Genomic DNA, 20,495 nt, shown 5'->3' on the forward strand with positions numbered 1-20,495 from the left:
CCGCCGGCCTGCCCGACGCCGTTCCCGACGGTGAGCTCGTCGCCGTCCTCGACGGCGGCTCCGGCTTGGCCTTCGACCGGCTGGAGAGCGCGGGCCGACCGCTGCGGCCCGCGGCGCGCCGCCGGCTTCGCCGTCCACGTCGCAACGGGGGTGCGCACGGGTTCCTGCGAGGACACCACGGCACTGATCGGGGAAAGTCCGAGGCAGAAGACCTGCGTTCGAGGTGCCGCTTGGGACACCGCCGATACCGCCGACCGCCGACCCCAGGCCCACGACATCCCCGCTCCGGCGGCACGCACCGTTTTTTTGAGACACGTTTTACGCAAGGCATGCAACTGCGACCCAGACCCTCATCGTCTGACAGACAGTCGGGCCCGTCAGGGCCGAAACGCGAGAGAACGGGGCAGTCGTGGGACGGCGCAAGGGCAGCATAGGGATCGCACTCGTCACGGGTGCCATGCTGGTGGGCGCGAGTGCCTGCGGCGGGGGCAGCAGTGACAAGGCGAGCGGCGACGACGCAAAGGCGCCGGGCAAGCCGGGTGCGAGCGCCTCTCCCACGCCGACGAAGCCCGCGGGCCCGCCGATGCTGCTGGAGACGATCACCCCGCAGACGGGAACCACGGTCGGCGTGGCCATGCCCATCTCGGTGGTCTTCACGAACCCGGTGGCGGCAAAGGCACGGGCCACGGTGGAGAAGCACATGAAGGTGAGCGCCTCGAAGCCGGTGGCCGGCGCCTGGCACTGGTTCGGCGACAAGCGCGCCGACTGGCGACCGAAGACGTACTGGCCCTCCGGCACCAAGGTGAAGATCGACGCCGACATGAAGGGCGTCAACAACGGCAACGGACGCTACGGCGTGCACAGCTACACCCACACCTTCACGATCGGCGACGACGTGCGCGCGGATGTCTCGGTGACCGGTCACACCATGAAGGTGACCCGGAACGGCGCGGTGGTGCGCACCCTGTCCATCAATGCGGGCAGCCCTCAGTACCCGACGTGGAACGGCACCATGGCCGTCATCGACAAGCAGGAGAAGGTCCACATGACCTCCTGCAGCGTTGGCATCAGCTGCGACAAGGGCAGCCCCAACTACTACGACCTGACGCTGCCCTGGGACGTCCACCTGACCCAGTCCGGCACGTACGTGCACTACTCGACCGGCGACCCCAATCCGGGCAGCGGCAGCGCCCGCGGCTCGCACGGCTGCGTCCATCTGTCCATGTCGGACGCCAAGTGGTTCTACGGCCAGGTCAAGCAGGGCGACCCCATCACCATCACCGGCTCGTCCCGTGCCAAGGCCCCGGCCGACAACGGCTACGCCGACTTCAACCTGGGATGGGACCAGTGGCTCGCGGGCAGCGCGTCCGGGGAGGGGACGACCGCGACGCTGTGATGCGCTGCGGTGGCGGCGCCGGTCAGCACCTGCTCGTACTCGGTGAGGACGGCCTCGATGGCCTGGGGGTGCGGCGAGGGATGTGCCGAGTTCGGCGCCGTCGAGCATGGGCACCCGGTCCCACGGGTGCCCGGTCGGCAGCGCGTAGTGGGGGCGCAGGACCGGCGCGGTGTCGCCGTCGGTGATCAGCGCGGTGGGCTCCGGTGCCCAGCCATCGAACCCAGACATCGAACTCCGCCGCGATCCGTGCGGTCGCCGCGGCCGCATCGGTGAAATCGATGGGATCGGCCCGGTGCTGGGCGGGTTGTCGGCGGGCCGCCGGGGCGAGTGACGGTCTCCAGCTGGTCGTACGTGATCACGGCCGAGGCCATGGGGACGCTGTGCGGGTGCCAAGCTGGCCAACTACCTGTTTCGTCAGTGTCGGCGGCCTGGCCGACCCCCGCCATCGGCAGCATCGCCGACGCCACATCCCTGAAGACCACCCTGACGCGTCTCGTCCTGATGCCGGCCCTGATGCCGGCCCTGATGCCGGTGCCGAGCCGGCTGCTGTTCCGCACCCTGCCCGAGCCCAGCGCCGCCGGGGGCTCCGTACGTCCTCGTACGCATCCATGGCGGAGCCCCTGCTTCCGTGCCCGATCCTCACCGAGGGTTGCAGATGGGGGGCTTGCGCGCGGGACGCTCGTCAGAGGCAGGATCGGGAGGCGCCTGACTGCTGCCGCGCCGGCCCGCGCGCGTGGGTCGGCCAAGGACGACTCCCACCAGAACGAGTGCCAGCCCGCATAGTTGTTGGGCTGTCAGGACCTCTCCGGCGACCGCTGTGCCGAGCAGGACGCCCGTGATGGGGTTGAGCAGCCCGATCAGTCCCACTGTCCCAACGGGCAGGTGCCGGAGTCCGGTGAACCAGGCGGTGAAGGCCAGAGCGGTGGCGACCAGGGCGACGTAGGCGAACGAGAGGAGCGCCGGTCTGGAGAGCGCAGGCGGAGGGCCCTCCGTTGCTGCGGCGACTGGCAGCAGGAACAGCCCTCCGGCGGTGAGCTGCCAGGCGGTCACGGCGAGCACGTCGGCACCGGCGCTCCAGCGCTTGGCCAGGATGTGACCGAAGGACGACACGAGCATGGCCGCGGCCGAGGCGAGGACTCCTGGCACGCTCACCCCTTCGGCCCCCGTGAGCAGCATGAGACAGACCCCGCCAAGCCCGATCGCGGCGCCGGCCAGGTGCGAGATGCCGGGCCGCTCGGACAGCAGGGCCCAGGCGATGAGCATCATCGCCAGCGGGGACACCGCCATGACGGTCGAGGCGACGCTCGTCGGCAGCAACTGGGAGGCGGCATAGACGAGCACGAAGAACACGCTCACGTTGAGCAGCCCGAGCGCCGCAGACCGCCACCACCACCCGTCACGCGGCCGCTGCCTGCACAAGCCCAGCAGGACGAGGCCGGCAGGCAGCGCCCGCAGGGCGGCCCCGTAGAGCGGACGGTCCGCCGGGAGGAACTCGTGCGTGACGAAGTAGTTGGTTCCCCAGGCCACCGGCGCGACAGCGGTCAGCGCCACCCAGCGCATAGTAGCTTCCATGGAAGACAATATAGCTTCTCCGGAAGCTACCATGGTGTCCATGGACGACGCGCAACCGATGGACCACGTAGCCCGCATCCAGGCCGACTGGCGCCGCGAACGGCCTGACGTCGACATCACTCCGCAAGGAGTGATCGGCCGACTGCACCGCCTGGCCGGCCGGCTCACCGAGAAGCTCTGCCTGGTCTACGGCCGCTACGGTCTCAGCGAGGGAGAGTTCGATGTCCTGTGCGCACTGCGCCGCGCCGGTGAACCCTACGAACGGGCACCCGGCGAGCTCGCCGTGCACACCATGGTCACCACCGGTGCGATGACGAAGAGAATCGACCGCCTGGAACAAGCCGGACTCGTCACCCGCCGCCGTTCCGACGACGACCAGCGTGGCCGGATCGTCGCCCTCACCCGACCCGGACGCGAACTGATCGACCGCGCGTTCACCGACCACATGCGCAACGAACGCCAGCTGCTGGACCTGCTGACGGCCACCGAGGCCGAGGCACTCGAAACGCTGCTCACCACCTGGCTCTCCCGCATGGAGGATCCGCGCCCTTCCGGCAGCGAGTGATCCGCCGCCATCCGGGCTGTGTCCAGCGCCCTGGATGTTCATGCACCCACCCGGGCTCTGAGCTGTGGGCGGCTGGGCGGTGACCATCACGGCTGGGCGGGGCCACACAGAGGGCGTCACTGGCCGCGGGCCGGGCCGTAATTCGCTTGACCTGGCCACGGGTCAACGATGCATTGTGGCGGGAGACCACGAGTCGTGGTGCTGGCATCCCGGGGAGGCAGCGGCAGCAATGGAGATCCGTCCCACGACCGACCAGGATCTCGACGTATTCGTCGACACACTCCATGCCGCGTTCGGACGCTTCCCGGAAACCCCGGCCGAGGGCGGCGGGGGAGTCTGGTGGTCGGCGCTCGAAATGGACCGCAACCTGCTCGCCATGACGGCGGACGGGCGGCCCGTCGGCACCGCCGGTGCGTACTCCTTCGAGCTCACCCTGCCCGGTGAGATCCTCGTCCCGGCCAGCGGGGTGACCGCCGTCGGCGTCCTGCCCTCGCACCGACGCCAGGGCGTCCTCAGCGCGATGATGCGGCATCAGCTCACCGAGCTGCGGGCCCGAGGAGAGTTCCTCTCCGTACTGCTGGCCTCCGAGGCCCTGATCTACCGCAGGTTCGGCTACGGACCGGCGACCTACACGCAACGGCTGACGGTGCCGCGCCACCAGGCCGCCCTCGCCCTCCCCCGGGCGTATGGAACGGCCGACGCCCCAGCCACCGGCTCGGACACCGGCACGGTCGAGCTGCTGCGGCGTGCCCAGTGCGGCGAGATCCTGGAAGAGGTCTACGACCGGTACCGCCGCGCACAGCCCGGCGCGCTGTCCCGGCCGCACCGCTGGTGGACCTTGGGCGCGGGGCAGTCGCCGGTCTCTTCGGCGCCGCGCTACGTCGCCGTCCACCGTGACGCCGACGGCGTACCGGACGGGTATGCCAGCTATTCGTTGGGCGATTCCGAAACTTTGACGGTCGACGAGACCATCGCCACCGACGACGCCGCATTCACGGCCCTGGCCCGGTTCGTGCTCGGACACGACCTCGTCACTCAGGTCGTGTTCAAGCACTTTCCGCCCCAGCACCCCCTGCGCTGGCAGTTCGCGGACTTCCGCGCCGGCCAGGTGAGCGGCGACACCGACTGGCTCTGGGTGCGGCTGCTGGATGTCCCGCGTGCGCTGACCGCGCGCGGCTGGTTCATGGACGGCGAGCTCGTCCTCGACGTCGACGACCCGTTCCTCGGCGAGCACGGCCGCTACCTGCTGACCGTCCGGGACAGCAAGGCCGACTGCGTGCCGACGGACCGGGAGCCCGACCTGTCCCTGGACGTGAGCGACCTGGGCTCGGTCTACCTCGGCGGCACCGCCCCGAGCACGCTCGTGCGTGCCGGACACATCCGGGCCCACCGCCCGGGCGCGGCCGCCCTCGCTGACGCCCTCTTCCGCGCCGAGCGCTCCCCGCACTGCCTGCACTGGTTCTGACCGCGCGCTCCCTGACGCGGCACAGGTCTCGTCAGGCGCCGCTTTCTTTGGCCGGCCGGCGCGTCGGGCTTGATGTGGAGGGTCTCGTTGAGGGTCTACCGCTGGTGTTCGGGCCGTGCCGGCAGACCGTGTACCGGCGCTTCGCCCAGTGGAGCCGGGACCGTGTCCGGAATCAAGACCTGTGGATGAGAGTCGTACCGACCCAGCGGTGATAGGCGTCTACGTCGACGTTGCTGCCACACACGATGGTGACCACGTGTCGGCCGGCGAAGCGGTCACGGTCTTCGAGGATCGCCGCGATACCGAGCGCGGCCGACGGTTCGACGACGAGGCCGGCGTGTTCGAGGAGTATCCGCATACCGGCGGTGATCGACGCCTCCTTGACCAGGACGGCGTCGTCAGCGACCAGGAGAAGGTCGTCCAGGACGGCCGGGACGGGGCACCGGCCGGCGACGCCGTCAGCGATGGTGTCGGTCGAGTCGGTGGTGACGACGCGCCGCCCACGCCACGAGTGTGTCATCGCCGGTGCGCCCAGCGGCTGGACACAGATCACTTCGACTTCGGGCGCCCAGGCCTTCACTACATGACCCACGCCGGTGGCCAGCGCTCCACCGCCCAGAGCAATCAGGACGGTGTCGAACGACGGCACGGTGTCCACCAGTTCCAGGCCGATGGTCGCCGCGCCCTCACAGGTCTCGATGTCCAGGCTGTCTTCGAGCAGCCGGATGCCGTCGTACCGCGCGATGGCCGCGGCCCGTTCACGAGCCGTCTCGTGGTCGCCGTCCACCAGTTCCAACCTGGCGTCCAGCGCGCGGATGCGATCAAGCTTGGCAGCAGTCGCGAAGCGGGATGCCACGACGATGACGTCGAGCCCCCGGCCCCGACCGGACCAGGCGAGGGCTTGGCCAAGGTTGCCCGCGCTGGCGCACACCACGGCAGGCGAGCCATTGTCGGCGAGCAGGCTCGCGACTACCTCGGTGCCGCGAGCCTTGAAGCTGCGGACCGGGTTCGCCGTTTCGAGTTTGATGCTCACCGTGCACCCGAGAGCTGGCTCCAGCGCCTCGCAGCGGTACAGCGGAGTGTCAAGAAAAACCGGGTCGATCACCTGGCGAGCCGCCCGGATCCGAGCAGTGTCGAGGCGCGTCTCCTGCATGACACAGCAGCGTATCGCCGCCGGCGCTGTTCCACTCGGGGCCTTACTGTGCCTTTCTTGCGCGATGATTACGCGAATCCCCGCGAGCGGGCGGGGCCGGACCGGGCAGGCCGTAGCAGTTGGGTGTCTGTGCAGCGGTCGGCGCTGTTTGACCTGGACGACACCCTGGCCGACCGGCAGCTTGCATTTTCTGTGTGGGCGACAGAGTTCGCCGACGAGCACGGACTCGGAAACGAGGCAGCACGTTGGCTGATCGCCGCGGACGAGCGGGGGGCCGGGCCTCGCGAAAGGTTCTTTCGCGACGTGCGGCAGCATTTCGGGCCGGCGGAGGCAGGTGCAGAGCTGTGGGCCGCATTCCGCGCCCGGATGCCGGACCTCGTCCGGTGCGACCCGCAGGTCCTTTATGGCCTGTCGCAGCTGCGGGCGTCGGGCTGGAGGGTGGGCATCGTCAGCAACGGCATGGCCGACAGCCAGCTCATGATACGGAAGCCGCGTTGTTCTCCCGGCCCGGACTCCACCATCAGCTCCTCGACATCGCCGGGTCAGCGCAGTGATCGGATACGCGGTCCGGGAAGCCGACTCGAATGACGCACGCCGAAGGCGGTGCAGGTGACACCCCGCGGCCGCGAAATGATGACGATCGGCGGAGCGCTCTTCGACGGGGTGCGCAACCGCTGGGCATCCCAGATCGGGGGCCCGCCAACTCGACGCTCCCGAAGCGCATTTGACTCGGCTCACCGAGCGCCGGCCCGTGGGCGCCGATGATCTGGCACGGTTCGATGACGGCCCGCGCGAGGAGAACTGAGTGGCCGCACCCGTTCAGAACTCACAGCAATCCGATCGACCCGGTGAGTTGACGAGCACCCTGCCCCAGGACGCGACCATTGCTGGTCACGAGCTGGTGTGAGCCGGGCAGAGCGTTCCACAGGGTGCAGTGGTGGGCGGCGGCGGTCGTGTTCGTGGGGCCGGTGTGGTCGGGGACCAGGGATTGCACGGAGCCAGTCGGCCAGGTGGGAGTGTTCGGGGTGTTGGGGTTGCCGGTACGGGCGAAACCGCTCCAGTAGTCGATCATGGTGTCGGCCAGGCGGTGCTGGGCGGGGGTCATGGTGCGGGGACGGCCGCCGAGGTCGAAGAGGTAGGTCAGTTCGCTGGCGTGCGGGGCGCCCAGCGGGAACGGGGTGGGGGCAGAGGTGAGCGGCGGGGCGTGTTCGTCGGCGAACTCGTAGCGCCAAACCAGGACATGGGCCGCGAGGAGCGTAGCGGTTTGAAGGGTGGGGCAGGCGTAGTTGGAGTCTCCGATGACCCCGCCGAGGACCGGTCCGCCGTTCGTTTCGGTGACCGGGTAGGTACGGGCGACGGTGGGGGCCTGTGCGGGGTCGGGGAGGAAGTCGGCCACCGTCTGGGGCCAGTTGGCGGGGGTGATGCGGGTGCCGGCCTGGATGACGGCGGCGGCCCAGCCGTTGCCCTCGTCGTGGTTGGAGCCGATGAGGACGGGCACACGGTGCACGGCGCCTCGGGCGAGCGCGGTGTTCGGGTCGCGAGGCAGGAGGCCGGTGGTGTAGGCGGGCTGCTGTGCGGTGTCCTGGACGGCGAGCAGCCGGGCGGCGCTCACCCGCCGCAGACAGGCCACAACGTGCCGGGCAGCGCCGCAGCCCACCGCCTTCGCCAGCTTCGCCCCGGTGGCGTCCGCCGCCTTGAGGGAGATGGCGGACGGGGCGAAGGGACGGTCGGCGCTGCCGGTGCACGGTCCGCTCTCGATGATGGCACGGTCGAACAGACCGGCGGCGGTTGGGGACGCGAGCTGGGCGCATACGCTGAAGCCGCCCGCGGACTCGCCGGCCAGGGTGAGATTGTGCCGGTCGCCACCGAACGCGCCGATGTTCGCCCGCACCCAGCGCAGCGCCGCCTGCTGGTCGGCGAGTCCGAAGGTGCCGGAGCCCGGCAGGCCGCTGTGGGCAAGGAAGCCGAGGGTGCCGAGGCGGTAGTTGAGGGTGACCACGACGACATCGCCACGCGTGGCGAGGCGGTGGGCGTCGTAGGAGCTGCCCGCGCCGGTGGTGAAGCCGCCGCCGTGCACCCACACGATCACGGGCCTGGGACGGTCGGGGCGGGCGGTGTCGGGGGTGGTCACGTTCAGGTAGAGACAGTCCTCGGCGGTGCTGCCGCCGGGTACCTCGCCGGCCGGCTGCGGGCAGGGGCTGGCGGGCCGGGTGGCGTCCCGAACCCCCCTCCATGGCGGCGCGGGGTGCGGTGGCGTCCAGCGCAGGGAGCCGACCGGGGGTGCGGCATACGGGATGCCGTCGAACGTGCGGTAACCCTCCCCCGCGGTGCCGCGCATGGCACCGGCCCGGGCGTGCACGACGGGTGCGGCGGGTACGACGGCCCGCCGAACCTCGGGTGTCTCCGCCCGGGCCGGCACTGCGGTGAAGGCCAGCACGGCGCACACCAGCGCCGTCGTCCATCGCCCTGCTCGCCCTGGTTTCATCGGTGTACGCCTTCCTGCTCGGGTCGGGTGCTCGGCGTGGCGGGTCAGCTGCCGCCCATGCCTCCCCGCGCGGCGATCATGGTGGTGCGCAGGCCGCGCACTGTTGTCTCCAGGCCCGGCGCGAGCTCACCGAGCCGGCCGGTCAGGTCATCGATCCGCGCCCGGTGCCGGCGCCGGTCCTGTCCGGACACCACCCGGCCGATCCGGCCGGCCGCGGCCAGTGCCACCAGGGCGGCGTCCTCCAGGGCGACCGCGTGTGCCGAAGTGGCGGCGCACAGGATCGCGGTCACGTGCGCGTGCAGCGCCCGTACGGCGTCCGGGTCGGGCACGGTCGTATGCCGCCCGGACAGGACCGGGATCCGGCCCCGCTCGACGGTGAGCTGTCCGCGTGCCGCGAGCTGGTCCTCCACGCCGTGCAGGGTCTGCGTCCTGTGCCGCCGTGCCAGGTGCTTCCAGCTGTGCGTGGACGCGGCCACCTCGTCCAGCACACGATCCAGGACCGGATCGCCCACCGGGCCGGGCGCGGTCATCCGCACCTCACCTTCGCGTTCGATCAGGTTGCCACGCAGGGTGAGGTCGACGAGCGCGGCGATGCGGACGAGAAATCCGGTCCGGGCGCGGTCGTAGGGGCCGCGCGCCGCCTCGTCGTAGGCCACCAGGTACATCCGGTAGGGCAGGGCATTCATCACGCTTGCGACGCTACGGCGCCCACGCCCGCCCGTGATCGGCCTGGGGGCGCACTTCGGGATGGGCCACGAGGATCACCCGCGCGACGCCTCCTCCTCAAGGAGGAGGGTCACGAACCGCGCGGCCGAACGAGACCGTGGTCGTAGGCGGCGACCACCGCCTGGACGCGATCCCGCAGCCCCAACTTGCGCAGCACCGCGGCGACATGCCGCTTGACCGTGGCCTCGGACAGGGACAGCCGACGGGCGATCTCCGCGTTGGACAGCGCCTGGCCGATCAGGGTGAGCACCTCGATCTCGCGGGCGGACAGGCTGGTCAACGCGGGCGGCGTCGTGCGCCCGTCCGGCGCGGTGCGCAGGAACCGCTCCAACAGGCGGCGGGTCAGGCTTGGCGCGAGCAGCGTGTCCCCGCGCACCGCGGCCCGGATCGCCGCCACGAGCTCGGCCGACTCCATCTCCTTGAGCAGGAAACCGCTGGCGCCCGCCCGCAGCGCCGCCAGCACGTGCTCGTCCTCGTCGAACGTGGTCAGAACCAGCACCCGGGCCGCACTGCCGGAGGCCACGATCTGCCGGGTGGCCTCGATCCCGTCCATGCCGGGCATCCGGACGTCCATCAGCACCACGTCCGGCCGCGTGCGGCCGATCAACTGCACCGCCTGCCGTCCGTCACCCGCCTCACCCACCACCGCCAGATCGTCCCAGGAGTCGATCAACAGACGGAAGCCGGTGCGCAGCAGTTCTTCGTCGTCGGCCACCACGACCCGGATCGTCATCAACGGCATCCCATCAACAGCGTTCGCAGGAACGGCCGGGCGTCCCTCTCCCTCCATGATGACGTGCTCCGCGTCAGGCAGGTCTGCGTCTGCCACGGACTGTAGGGCAAACAGCTGAGCACTCGGGCCGGCCTCCAGGAGGTCGGCATCCGGCAGCACTGGAGAGCGGAGGGAGGTACGGCTCTTGTACACATGACTGACAAGAAGCTGTCACACGCGGATCGGAATGCGGGTTCGGTCGACGCCCGTTCTGACTGGCATGACTGTTGGAGTAGCGCTCAACGCGTCCGACGCACAGAATCAGGTCGACGCCACCGTGCGGCTGGCCCAGGAGGCCGCGGCTGCCGGTCTGCGGTCGGCTTGGTTCGGCCAGACCTTCGGCGCGGATTCGCCCCAGCTCGCGGCGATCGTCGGGCGAGAGGTACCCGGACTGCATGTGGGCACCTCCGCGATCCCCGTCTTCGGCCGCCATCCGCTCCTCGTCTCCAGCCAGGCCCAGACCGCCCAGGCCGCGACGCACGGCCGCTACCACCTCGGTCTGGCCCTGGGCACGAAACTGCTGACGGAGACCGGCTTCGGCCTGCCCTTCGAACGCCCCATCGCCCGCCTGCGTGAATTCCTCACCGCGCTGGGGCAGTTGACGCGGACCGGCACGGCCGCCTTTCACGGTGAGCTGCTCACGGCGACCACGCCGATCCCCGCGCGCGTACCGGGCGCCGAGAGCGGTGTCCCCGTGCTGGTCGCCGCTATGGGGCCACAGGCGCTGCGGGTCAGCGGTGAGCTGGCGGACGGGATCCTGCCCTATCTGGCGGGACCGCGCGCCCTGGCGGAACACATCGTTCCCGCTGTGACCGCCGCGGCCGAGGCGGCAGGCCGTCCCGCGCCCAGGATCGTGGCCCTGGTGCCCGGCGTGGTCACGGACGACGTGGATTCGGTGCGGGCGAAGGCCACCGAGAGCCTGGCGTTCTATGAACAGATCCCGTCCTACGCGCGGGTCATCGAACTCTCCGGCGGCCGCCGGGCCGCCGACGTGGCTGTGATCGGCGACGAGAAGGCGGTCGAAGCCGAGGTACGGCGTTATCGCGACGCCGGCGCCACCGAGGTCGTGTTCTCGGGCACCGAGACCGCGGGAGAAGCGGACCGCCGGCGCACCTGGGCTCTCCTCGGCGAACTGGCCGGCTGAGAGCGCCCGTCGGTCCGACGGATGTCCTGCAAGGCTGAGTGTTTCCGCCCCTCAGAAAGACGGCCGGCTTCGCTGCGATGTCCTCTTGCTGCTGGGCAAAGTTGCATGTGTCTGTCTGTCGACCGTGACCGCGGACGGTGGCCCCTGGCTTCATCCTGGAGTTCTCGGTGCGTGGGGTCGTCCGCGAAGTGGACAGGGAAGTGAGCGTGGAGCGACAGGCCGACCTTGATCAGGCGACTTGTACTCGGCGTGGCAGGTGACCTGTTCCGTGTGCGGAGCTTCTTCTGGACCTTGAGCACCAGCAGATAGTGGCCGCTGGTTGCGACGATGTGGTGGGCGTGCTCGCGCCGGGTGTGCATGGCGTCGGCGGTGACAACGACGCCGCGCAGGTCCAGGTTCTCCGGCAGGGGACGAAGGCGGGGGTTTCGTTGCTCTTGGCTGCGACCTGGCGCTGGGCGATGAAGGTCGGGCTGTCGTGGAGGGCCGCGGCCGGCAGCCGGTCGGGCTCGTCGACCGGGCCGGTGGCGCGGCGGGCCGGCCAAGCGTCCACCGCATCGTCGACCACGTCCCCGCCCAGCCGCGCTGGCAGACGTCCAAGTGTGGAGACGTTTGGGGTGGCCCGTGCGAGCCACGACAGCGAGCTTGCAGGGCGGCGGGCCCGTGCTGCCATGTGAACCGTGGAGCAGTCCTGCGGGTGCGGGTGACCGTACTCCAAGGCGGGCAGGTCAGCTCTGGGCAGTGGGCCGGACGACGATCTCGTTCACGTCGACAGCGGCAGGCTGTTCGATGGCGAAAGCGATGGCACGGGCGATCGCGTCGGGCGGGATCGCGATGTTGTCCCTCATCTTCGTGATCTCTGCTCTGACCTGGCTGTTGGTTGACGCCTCGGCGAAGTCGGTCGCAGTTGCACCGGGTGAGACGGTGGTCACCCGCAGGGAGTCGCCGGCTTCCTGACGCAGCCCTTCGCAGATGGCCCGGACCGCGAACTTGGTGCCGGCGTAGACCGCCATGGTCGGCACGATGCGAAACGCCGCCGTGGAAGCGGTGGTGATGAAGTGGCCGGTACCCTGCGCCCGGAAGACCGGCAGCGCGGCGCCGATCCCGTGCAGCACACCCTTCACGTTGACGTCGACCATCTGGTCCCACTCATCGACGCGCAGATCGTCGAGAGGCGAGACCGTGCCGACTCCGGCATTGCTGACGAGTACGTCGAGCCGCCCGAAGCGCTCACCGGCCAGCGCGACCAGGGCCTTCAGGTCGTCCCGCCGGGTCACGTCGGTGCGGATCCGCACGGCCGCGCCACCCGCCTTCTCGATCCGGGCCACCAGGTCCGCGAGGCGTTCGGACCGGCGCGCGCCGAGGACGAGCCGCGCGCCGCGTTCGGCGAGCAGCAGCGCGGTCGCCTCGCCGATGCCGCTGCTGGCTCCCGTGATCGCCACCACTTTGCCCTTGACTCCGGACATGAAGTCGTCCTCTCCATCGTCGGCACCGGGCCCGGGTGCCGAGCGGCAGCAGGTCCTGGAGGAGCGTCCGGAGGCTGTTGCGCACTGGACGGCCGGGTGCCGGTGTGACCGTGTGAGGCCGTCGGCAGTGCCGCGGCCCGTGCTCGCACACCAGTCTGCGGGGGGCTTAGCCTGGTATCCAGACCTTGTTTATTCTGGAATCGAGGATGCCATCGTGTCCACGCAGCCGGACTCACGCCGTCAGCTGAGTGCTTTTCTGCGCAGCCGCAGAGAGCGCCTCACCCCTGACGAGGTGGGCCTGCCCCCTACCGGCCGCCGCCGGACTCCGGGACTTCGCCGAGAGGAACTGGCACTGCTGGCCGGTATCAGCGCAACCTGGTACACGTACCTGGAGCAGGGGCGGGAGATCCGCGCCTCCGAACAGGTGCTGAACGCACTGGCCGCGGCGCTGCGGCTCGACCGGCACGAGCATGGTCATCTCCTCCATCTTGCCGGTCACGCGCCTGCGGCCGAGGCCGAGGAACGCGAGCCACTCACCGCCGAGGTGGCAGCCGTCCCCAGACTGCTCCAGCCGAACCCGGCGTACATCATCGACGGAAACTACGACGTTCTGACTCACAATCAGGCGGCCGACGAGTTGTTCCCGAGGCTCCTCAGCGAGGCGGACCGGCCGGCCAACTTCGTCCGCTGGGTGTTTCTCGAACCGACGGCCCGGGAGGTTCTGGTCGACTGGGAACCCGAGGCACGCGGCCTGCTCGCCCGGCTGCGGACGCTGGCCGCACGCCATTCCGGCGACCCGAGGTACACCCGCCTGATCGAGGAACTGAACGAGGGCAGCCCGGAAGTGCGGGACTGGTGGCCCCAGTACGAGGTGCAGGCCCGGCACAGCGGTCGGAAACGGCTACGGCACCCGCAACGGGGAGCGGTCGATTATGTGTACACCGCTTTTCACCTGGCCGAACAGCCCGAGCAGACGCTGGTGATCTATTTCGACAGCAGTGAACCGCCCGACGAAGGCGAAGCGATGACCGAAACGGGGCCGCCTCACGGCAGGTGACGCGTGAGGGGCCCACCTTCATCTCGCTATCTGAGAACGCTTCAGCCCTGGCGTCAGGGGATGATTTTCACCTCCGGGAAGGCTGCGGACGGGCCGTCGAGAAGGTTCTGCGGGCGGTGCCGCAGATGCAGGTCGAAGAACGCGAGCGGGTACGCCTGCTGGATCCTCAGCGCCCGGGCCGGATCGAGCGTTCCGATCCAGCCCCGAAGCTCCTCGTCGCTCATCCCGATCGCCGTCGCCAGCTGCGGTATGAGCACCTGGTTGTCGCAGTACGACGAGTGGACCGCGCCGTCGGCCTGAACGTTGAGCCGCCATCCCCGTAGATGCGACCAGAACTCGGCGACGCTCGGCTCCTCGGCCCGGGTGAACACGGCGGTCATCATCATGAACGGCCGGTCCAGATCGGCGGTGATCGTCGGTTCCATGGGCCCGTCGAAGCTCAGTCCGGCCCGGACGCGCTGGTCCTCGATCATGACGAGGGCGGTCGCCGTGCCGCCCTTCGACCAGCCGAACACGCCGATGCGGTGCAGGTCGAGGGCGCCGCACAGACCCGCCGGCAGCGGGCGGTGTTCGGCGTCGGGATTGCGCCCGGCGTCGAGGTCCTCGATACGGTCGACGACGAACCGGACGTCCTTGGCGAAGTCAGCCGGTCCCAGCGCCTGTTGCGGGTCGTGCAGCGGGACGACGACCCGGCCGTCGGGGAACTCGCTGAACGCGTCGTCAGTGTGGTCCACCGTGACCACGACGTAGCCGTGGCTGGCCAGCTCCTGCACTACGACGGTGGCGTCGGAGCGGTGGTCGTGCGCGCCGTGCGAGAACACGACGACGGGCAGCCGTCCCCCCGTTCGCCGCACCGGGGCGCCCTCGTGGCCGGCCGTGAGTGGTGCGAGCACGGCGTCGGCCGCGAACCCCGCGGACGTCAGCAGCGACCGCAGCGGCGCGGCGGGCATCCAGGGTGCCCGCGGGTACCGCCGGACGTCGCGGCCGGGATACCAGACACTGGCCATCAGCTCGCGGTGTCGGCCCGGGCCGGCCGCGGGATCCGGACGTGAGGCGTCCACAAGATGCAGCGACACCGTGCCCACCGGGTACGGCCCGGTCGGCTCGGGCAAGATGAGCCGAGGCGGGCCCGGAGCGGGACGAGCGGCCCACGCGGGGCGGGCGACGCCGAGCGGCACGGCGGCGCCGGTCGCCAGTGCGACTCCCAGCAGGTGACGGCGCGTCAGCCCGTTACGGCCGCCGCTGTTCATGCGCATGTCCATGTCCATGACGGAACGCTTTCATGCGGTGCACCCGAGCACATCCGACTGGCGAATGCATGACGCGTCGCGCATGGAACCACGGGTCTACATCTGTGGGTTGAGCTTCAGAGGACTGGCTGGAGCTGCCGTCAAGTGCAGCCTGTGGTCGCGGCGTAAAGGATCGCGGCGAGGACCTGAGTGAGTCAGAACCGATGGCTCTCCGGAGGGCGAGCCGTCGGTTGTGACTGCCGAAACACTTACGAGCGGGGGGGCCACAGCGTGCCGGATCACTTCCTCGGCGAACGCCGCACCTGCGGGTGTGGCGCCTTCTCGGCCGGAGACGGCGCCGCCGGCGCTCAGGCGGTCGATGATCAGCATCAGCCGGTCGGCTGCGTGGCCGAAGTCCTGGAGGAGGAGTGGGAGCGCTCGCCAAGGCCCAGGACACCCCCCGGTGCCTGCTCCACTCTTGCCCCGGGCAGCCGAGGCTACGGCCGGAGCACGATCTTGCCGTGGGTGTGCCGTCGTTCCAGCTCGCGGAACGCGTCCCGCACCTGCTCCAGCGGGTAGGTGCGGGCGATCGGCACCTCAAGCTCCCCGCGCACGGCAAGCCTGGCGAGCTCGCCGAGCACGACCGCGCACGCCGCCGAGCCTTCTCCGTAGGTCCGCGCACCGACCTTGGCCGCGCCCTGCCAATCGCGGATCGTGTTGATCCGCTCGGGCCGCACGCCCAGCTCCACTGCCAGCTCCACGTAGCCGTCGCCGAACGTGTCGATGAACGCGTCGACGTTCCCGCCGGCGGCCTGCCGGATCCACTCGGCCGCGTCTTCCCCGTACTCGACCGGGACGGCACCGCGATCCTTCAGCCAGGCGTGGTTCCGCCGGCTCGCCAGCCCGATCACCGTGGCGCCGCGCCTCCGCGCGAGCTGCACGGCAAGCGACCCGACGCCGCCCGCCGCACCGGAAACCACGACCGTGTCGGCCGGTCCGGGGTCCACCGCGAACACGGTGGCGTACGCGGTCGTGCCGGCCACGTACAACGACCCGGCCACGTCCCAGGACAGCCCCGCCGGACGAAAGACCACGTTCACGTCGTCGACCACGACGAACTCCGCGTGGCTCGCTCTGTCATGGGTGAAGCCCAGGACCTCATCGCCCACCGCGACACCGCGCACCTGCGGGCCCACCTCCACCACCACACCGGCCAGATCGCTGCCCTGCCCGGAGGGGAACGTCGCCGGCCAGCGATCGTGCCGCGCGCCCTCGCGGATCATCACCTCGCCGGGCTGGATCCCGGCCGCGCGGACCTCGACCAGCACCTGCCCGGGGCCGGGCGACGGCCGCTCCACCTCCTCCACCCGCAGCACATCGATCCCGCCGTACTCATGGAACCGCACCGCCTTCATTGCGTGATCACCGCGCTTCCTCGCTCGGACAAGCCTTGGACCGCCACACCCGGATGGCCACACATCGACCGTGCCGGCGCATTCAACGGCTCAGGAACGGAGTCGTATTCCCATGCGCGCCGTCGACAGCGATGACGTCCGCGCCGACGTCGGCTTCGCCGACGATGCACCTGCGGCCCGACCTTCACCTTGCAACCGGGGCACGCGGCGCGTCGTCGGAGAGTGACGGCATCGACGGCCCTACGCGGGGAATTCGCAGTGGCCGCCGACAGCAAGCACGTTTCAAGCCCCTGTGGCTCCGTCGACCCGCTCGCGGATGAGGTCGGCATGACCGTTGTGACGTGCGTATTCCTCGATCATGTGCACCATGATCCAGCGCAGGGAGACTCCCTGGTCGCCGACGTAACCCGCTTCCTGCTCGGACAGGCGGCCGACGTCGTCCAGCGATGCGTCAGCGATCAACTCACCGCCCCGAGCGACCTCCGCTTGCCAGGCAGCCATCGCCTCGTCGAGTCCTCGGTCCGGCTGAAGGGCAAAGCCGTCGCCATTGCTCTCCCCGAAGACCGGGGGCACGTCACGACCGGCGAATACACGCTGGAACCAGTTGCGCTCCACCTCAGCCATGTGCTGGACGAGACCGAGCAGTGTCATCGTCGACGGTGACGCCGCAGCAAGCCGTAATTGATCATCTTTCAAGCCCGAACACTTCAGGACGAGAGTCGCACGGTGAAAATCCAGCCATGCTTCCAGCATGGCGCGCTCGTCAGCATGCGCGGGCGGGACAGGACGCCCATCCGGTGTCGTATTCATGAACACACCCTGCCAGCAGCGGCCGTGGCCCACGACCGTCTTCGCCGGCGACGAACACGCACCTCCCCGGGCGAGTCAGCGACATCAAAGCTCGGCTCCGGCACAGATTCGTGGCCGTCCTCGCCGGAGCGGCCGCCACGCTGGACAGGGCCGGGCAGTTCCTGACGGCTCGGCTCAAGGGTGCAGAACTAGGGTGCGTTTCGAAAGTGCTGGTCACAGCCACTCGTTGATGGCTGCGACCAGCACGGTCGCCTCGTGGCGGACGGCGAGCTTGTCGTATCTGGTGGCGACCGCGCGGTGGCGCTTGAGGCGATTGATGCCGCACTCCACCGCGTGGCGCTCTTTGTAGTCAGCCGTGTCGAACTTCGGCGGCCGGCCACCGTGGGAGCCGCGTTTCTTGCGGTTGGCGATCTGGTCGCGCTTCTCCGGGATGGTGCAGCGGATACCGCGTTTGCGCAGGTAGGCGCGGTTCGCGCGGGAGCCGTACGCCTTGTCGGCGCGAACCTTGTCCGGCCGGGTGCGCGGGCGGCCCGGCCCGAGCCGGGGCACCCGGATACGCTCCAGGACCACCTGGAACTGCGGGGAGTCACCGCGCTGCCCGGCCGTGATCACCAGCGCCATCGGCTTCTGGGCCTGCTCGACCGCCAGGTGGAGCTTGGTCGTCAGCCCGCCCCGGGAGCGTCCGAGTCCGTGGTCATCGGGCTCGGTGAAGACACCACCTGGCGGCTCGACCTGCAGATCCCCTTTTTGCGGGCACCCGCCGCATGCTGGTGAGCGCGGGCGATGGTCGAGTCCACCGAGACGTCCCAGGTGATCAGCCCCTCGGCATCGGCCCGGGCCTGCAGTTGCTCGAAGATACGGTGCCAGGTGCCGTCCCGCTGCCAACGCCGGAACAGACCGTAGACCGTCTCCCACGGGCCGTACCGTTCGGGCACGTCCCGCCAGGGAGCACCGGCCCGGGTACGCCAGCGTATGCCGTCTATGAGCTGCCGCTTGGTGTGCACCGGCGGCCGTCCAGGCTTCTTCCCAAGCGGGAGCAGCGGCTCCAGCTTCGCCCACTGTGCATTCGTCAGATCGTGCCTTCCCACGAAGTGGATCTTGACATATCAAGATCCACTTCTGAAACGCACCCTAGGCACGTCGCTGGCTCTTCGCGCCACCCATGACGCCAATGACATCGACCTGGTCAAGCTGCTGCCAGTGCTCGACCAGCTGCGTGCCGAGGCCCGGGAGCGCGACACCGGCCGCGGATAGGCACGCAGTTCAATCCCACCGGACTGCGATTCTGTGCCGACGCTTGCATGTGCAGCGCCTCTTGATCCAGGCCCGGGGGTGACCGCCCCTGAAGTCGTGTCGTCAACTGTCAGCACCCATGCCACAGTTGCGAGATCCGGTCCGCCTCGGGGCGGCCAGGGGCGGACCGTCGACTGTGACCAGCTGGGCCGCCACGCCGGATTCGCCCTGCAACCTCACGGGCCCGTTCGGAGCCGTGATCACGTGGCTGGGAAAGGATTGGACGGGCTGATGCCCGGGCTTGTAGCTTGCAGTGGACGTGACACCGCCCGAGGAGGTGAGACCCATGAACGCTGTATCGATGTGGGTGCTCCCCCTTCCCGTCACGGTCGGGCGATTGACGTAGGTGTCGCCGGGAGCCCCTCGCCAACAAGGCGCTCCCGAAAGGCAACACCTATGCACTCTCCGCAATTCACCGCCGAGCCGTCGTCGAACGATACGATCGAGCACGACTTCACCGTGGGCGACGTCCCCGGACTCCGGTCGTCGGCCTTCGCCGCCGATCGCGCACCCCTCATGTTCGACGTGATCATTGCCGGGTGCGGGCCGACTGGCGCGATGCTGGCCGCCGAACTGCGGCTGCACGATGTGCGGGTACTCGTTCTGGAGAAGGAAACCGAGCCCGTGTCGTTCGTCCGCATAGTCGGTCTGCATGTTCGCAGTATCGAGCTGATGGCAATGCGCGGACTGCTGGATCGCATTCTCGAACACGGAAGACAGCGTCCGGCCGGCGGATTCTTCGCCGCCATCGCCAAACCCGCCCCCGAGGGCCTGGATTCCGCGCACGCCTATCTACTGGGCATCCCACAGCCGGTCATCGTCCACCTGCTCGAGGAACATGCGATCGAACTGGGTGCGCAGGTTCGGCGCGGTTGTGCGGTGGCCGATTTCGAGCAGGACGACGAGGGTGTGACCGTCGAGCTGGCCGACGGCGAACAGCTGCGTTCGCGCTATCTCGTCGGCTGTGACGGCGGGCGCAGTACGGTGCGCAAACTGCTCGGCGTCGGCTTCCCCGGCGAGCCCTCGCGGAGCGAGACGCTGATGGGCGAGATGGAAGTGGGTGTGCCGCAGGAGGAGATCACCGCCAAGGTGACCGAAATCCACGAGACCGATAAGCGATTCAGTCTCAGGCCCTTCGGCGAAGGGGTCTATCGCGTCGTAGTCCCCGTCGCGGGAGTCGGCGATCGCGCGGAACCGCCCACCCTCGAGGATTTCAAACAACAGCTGCGCGCCATCGCCGGAACCGATTTCGGCGTGCACTCCCCGCGCTGGTTGTCCCGCTTCGGGGATGCCACCCGGCTAGCCGAACATTATCGGGTCGGGCGAGTGCTGCTGGCCGGTGATGCGGCACACATCCATCCACCCACCGGCGGACAGGGCCTCAACCTGGGCGTTCAGGACGCATTCAACCTCGGCTGGAAACTGGCCGCACAGATCCGCGGCTGGGCGCCGGAAACACTGCTGGACACCTACCAGGCCGAACGGCATCCGGTCGCCGTGGACGTGCTGGACAACACCCGCGCCCAGATGGAACTGTTGTCCACCGAGCCGGGCACGCGGGCCGTGCGCAGGCTGCTCACCGAACTGATGGACTTCGACGAGGTGAACCGCTATCTGATCGAGAAGATCACCGCGATCGGCATCCGCTACGACTTCGGCGAAGGCCCCGACCTGCTCGGCCGCCGCCTGCGCGACATCGACGTGAAACAGGGCCACCTCTACGGTCTGCTGCACCGCGGCCGCGGCCTGCTGCTGGACCGCACCGAACGCCTGACCGTCGGCGGCTGGTCAGACCGGGTCGATTACCTCGCGGATCCCACTGCGGTACTGGATGTCCCGTGCGTCCTGCTACGCCCCGACGGCCACGTCGCCTGGATCGGCGACGATCAGCAGGACCTGTACGACCACCTCTCCCGCTGGTTCGGCAAGCCCGCCAACTGATTTCGCCTG

At 69.6% G+C, this 20,495-nt stretch carries 18 protein-coding genes and 1 pseudogene; 8 read left to right on the forward strand and 11 right to left on the reverse strand.

Translation table 11 applies throughout. The features are described from left to right. Positions 1 to 409: 409 nt before the first annotated feature. Positions 410 to 1,396: a L,D-transpeptidase gene (locus ACWGJM_RS35725; RefSeq protein WP_453415922.1), complete on the forward strand. Its 987-nt coding sequence runs from the start codon at positions 410 to 412 to the stop codon at positions 1,394 to 1,396. On the opposite strand, the pseudogene ACWGJM_RS35730 reads toward ACWGJM_RS35725, so the two are convergent. Further along, positions 1,318 to 1,676: pseudogene (locus ACWGJM_RS35730) on the reverse strand (hypothetical protein); the annotation flags it as partial. The gene ACWGJM_RS35725 and the pseudogene ACWGJM_RS35730 overlap by 79 nt on opposite strands. Before the next feature lie 359 nt (positions 1,677 to 2,035). Further along, complete coding sequence (locus ACWGJM_RS35735) at positions 2,036 to 2,968, reverse strand: EamA family transporter (protein ID WP_453415923.1); 933 nt, start codon at positions 2,966 to 2,968, stop codon at positions 2,036 to 2,038. A 31-nt stretch (positions 2,969 to 2,999) separates the two neighbouring features. On the opposite strand from ACWGJM_RS35735, the gene ACWGJM_RS35740 reads away from it, so the two are divergent. Next, positions 3,000 to 3,533 carry a MarR family winged helix-turn-helix transcriptional regulator gene (locus ACWGJM_RS35740; RefSeq protein ID WP_453415924.1) on the forward strand — a complete coding sequence of 178 codons (534 nt, stop codon included), beginning with the start codon at positions 3,000 to 3,002 and terminating at the stop codon, positions 3,531 to 3,533. A 229-nt stretch (positions 3,534 to 3,762) separates the two neighbouring features. Further along, positions 3,763 to 4,998: a GNAT family N-acetyltransferase gene (locus tag ACWGJM_RS35745; RefSeq protein WP_453415925.1), complete on the forward strand. Its 1,236-nt coding sequence runs from the start codon at positions 3,763 to 3,765 to the stop codon at positions 4,996 to 4,998. Between the two features lie 172 nt (positions 4,999 to 5,170). Here the strand turns inward: ACWGJM_RS35745 and ACWGJM_RS35750 are convergent, their stop codons facing one another. Further along, positions 5,171 to 6,151 carry a threonine ammonia-lyase gene (locus ACWGJM_RS35750; RefSeq protein ID WP_453415926.1) on the reverse strand — a complete coding sequence of 327 codons (981 nt, stop codon included), beginning with the start codon at positions 6,149 to 6,151 and terminating at the stop codon, positions 5,171 to 5,173. A gap of 57 nt (positions 6,152 to 6,208) precedes the next feature. Here ACWGJM_RS35750 and ACWGJM_RS35755 point away from each other — a divergent pair, with 57 nt between their 5' ends. Further along, positions 6,209 to 6,739, forward strand: coding sequence for an HAD family hydrolase (locus ACWGJM_RS35755; protein WP_453415927.1), 531 nt, complete (start codon positions 6,209 to 6,211; stop codon positions 6,737 to 6,739). A 238-nt stretch (positions 6,740 to 6,977) separates the two neighbouring features. Here the strand turns inward: ACWGJM_RS35755 and ACWGJM_RS35760 are convergent, their stop codons facing one another. The 3 genes from ACWGJM_RS35760 to ACWGJM_RS35770 form a co-directional block, all read right to left on the reverse strand. After that, positions 6,978 to 8,636 (reverse strand): carboxylesterase/lipase family protein, encoded by a 1,659-nt coding sequence (locus ACWGJM_RS35760; RefSeq protein WP_453415928.1) that lies wholly within the window; start codon positions 8,634 to 8,636, stop codon positions 6,978 to 6,980. Between the two features lie 44 nt (positions 8,637 to 8,680). Continuing rightward, positions 8,681 to 9,322, reverse strand: a complete 642-nt coding sequence (locus ACWGJM_RS35765) for a GOLPH3/VPS74 family protein (RefSeq protein ID WP_453415992.1) — start codon at positions 9,320 to 9,322, stop codon at positions 8,681 to 8,683. Between the two features lie 110 nt (positions 9,323 to 9,432). After that, on the reverse strand, positions 9,433 to 10,095 hold the full coding sequence (locus ACWGJM_RS35770) for a response regulator (protein ID WP_453415929.1): 663 nt from the start codon (positions 10,093 to 10,095) through the stop codon (positions 9,433 to 9,435). A 259-nt stretch (positions 10,096 to 10,354) separates the two neighbouring features. Between ACWGJM_RS35770 and ACWGJM_RS35775 the strand changes: the two genes are divergently transcribed. Continuing rightward, entirely contained in the window at positions 10,355 to 11,278 is a 924-nt protein-coding gene (locus ACWGJM_RS35775; protein WP_453415930.1) for an LLM class F420-dependent oxidoreductase, read from the forward strand. Positions 11,279 to 12,003: 725 nt separating this feature from the next. On the opposite strand, the gene ACWGJM_RS35780 is transcribed toward ACWGJM_RS35775, so the two are convergent. Continuing rightward, on the reverse strand, positions 12,004 to 12,741 hold the full coding sequence (locus ACWGJM_RS35780) for an SDR family oxidoreductase (RefSeq protein ID WP_453415931.1): 738 nt from the start codon (positions 12,739 to 12,741) through the stop codon (positions 12,004 to 12,006). 214 nt (positions 12,742 to 12,955) lie between these two features. Here ACWGJM_RS35780 and ACWGJM_RS35785 point away from each other — a divergent pair, with 214 nt between their 5' ends. Continuing rightward, a complete protein-coding gene (locus tag ACWGJM_RS35785) occupies positions 12,956 to 13,798 on the forward strand; it encodes a helix-turn-helix transcriptional regulator (protein WP_453415993.1) in 843 nt (280 codons plus the stop codon). 53 nt (positions 13,799 to 13,851) lie between these two features. On the opposite strand, the gene ACWGJM_RS35790 is transcribed toward ACWGJM_RS35785, so the two are convergent. The 4 genes from ACWGJM_RS35790 to ACWGJM_RS35805 all read right to left on the reverse strand — a co-directional run bounded on the left by ACWGJM_RS35790 (position 13,852) and on the right by ACWGJM_RS35805 (position 18,340). After that, on the reverse strand, positions 13,852 to 15,066 hold the full coding sequence (locus tag ACWGJM_RS35790) for an alpha/beta hydrolase family protein (protein ID WP_453415932.1): 1,215 nt from the start codon (positions 15,064 to 15,066) through the stop codon (positions 13,852 to 13,854). Positions 15,067 to 15,524: 458 nt separating this feature from the next. After that, complete coding sequence (locus ACWGJM_RS35795; RefSeq protein WP_453415933.1) at positions 15,525 to 16,442, reverse strand: NADP-dependent oxidoreductase; 918 nt, start codon at positions 16,440 to 16,442, stop codon at positions 15,525 to 15,527. A 282-nt stretch (positions 16,443 to 16,724) separates the two neighbouring features. Beyond that, positions 16,725 to 17,252 (reverse strand): DinB family protein, encoded by a 528-nt coding sequence (locus ACWGJM_RS35800; RefSeq protein WP_453415934.1) that lies wholly within the window; start codon positions 17,250 to 17,252, stop codon positions 16,725 to 16,727. 213 nt (positions 17,253 to 17,465) lie between these two features. Then, positions 17,466 to 18,340, reverse strand: a protein-coding gene (locus tag ACWGJM_RS35805) for an IS5 family transposase (RefSeq protein WP_453415935.1) whose coding sequence is annotated in 2 segments (ribosomal slippage) — positions 17,466 to 17,948 and positions 17,951 to 18,340 — 873 coding nt in all. Because the reading frame shifts where the segments join, the coding sequence is not laid out codon by codon here. A 10-nt stretch (positions 18,341 to 18,350) separates the two neighbouring features. Between ACWGJM_RS35805 and ACWGJM_RS35810 the strand changes: the two genes are divergently transcribed. Together ACWGJM_RS35810 and rox are read left to right on the forward strand one after the other, a co-directional pair. Next, a complete protein-coding gene (locus ACWGJM_RS35810; protein WP_453415936.1) occupies positions 18,351 to 18,506 on the forward strand; it encodes a hypothetical protein in 156 nt (51 codons plus the stop codon). A 435-nt stretch (positions 18,507 to 18,941) separates the two neighbouring features. Next, positions 18,942 to 20,486 carry a rifampin monooxygenase gene (rox, locus tag ACWGJM_RS35815; RefSeq protein ID WP_453415937.1) on the forward strand — a complete coding sequence of 515 codons (1,545 nt, stop codon included), beginning with the start codon at positions 18,942 to 18,944 and terminating at the stop codon, positions 20,484 to 20,486. Positions 20,487 to 20,495 lie beyond the last annotated feature (9 nt).

The organism is Streptomyces sp. NPDC054834 (assembly GCF_053611185.1).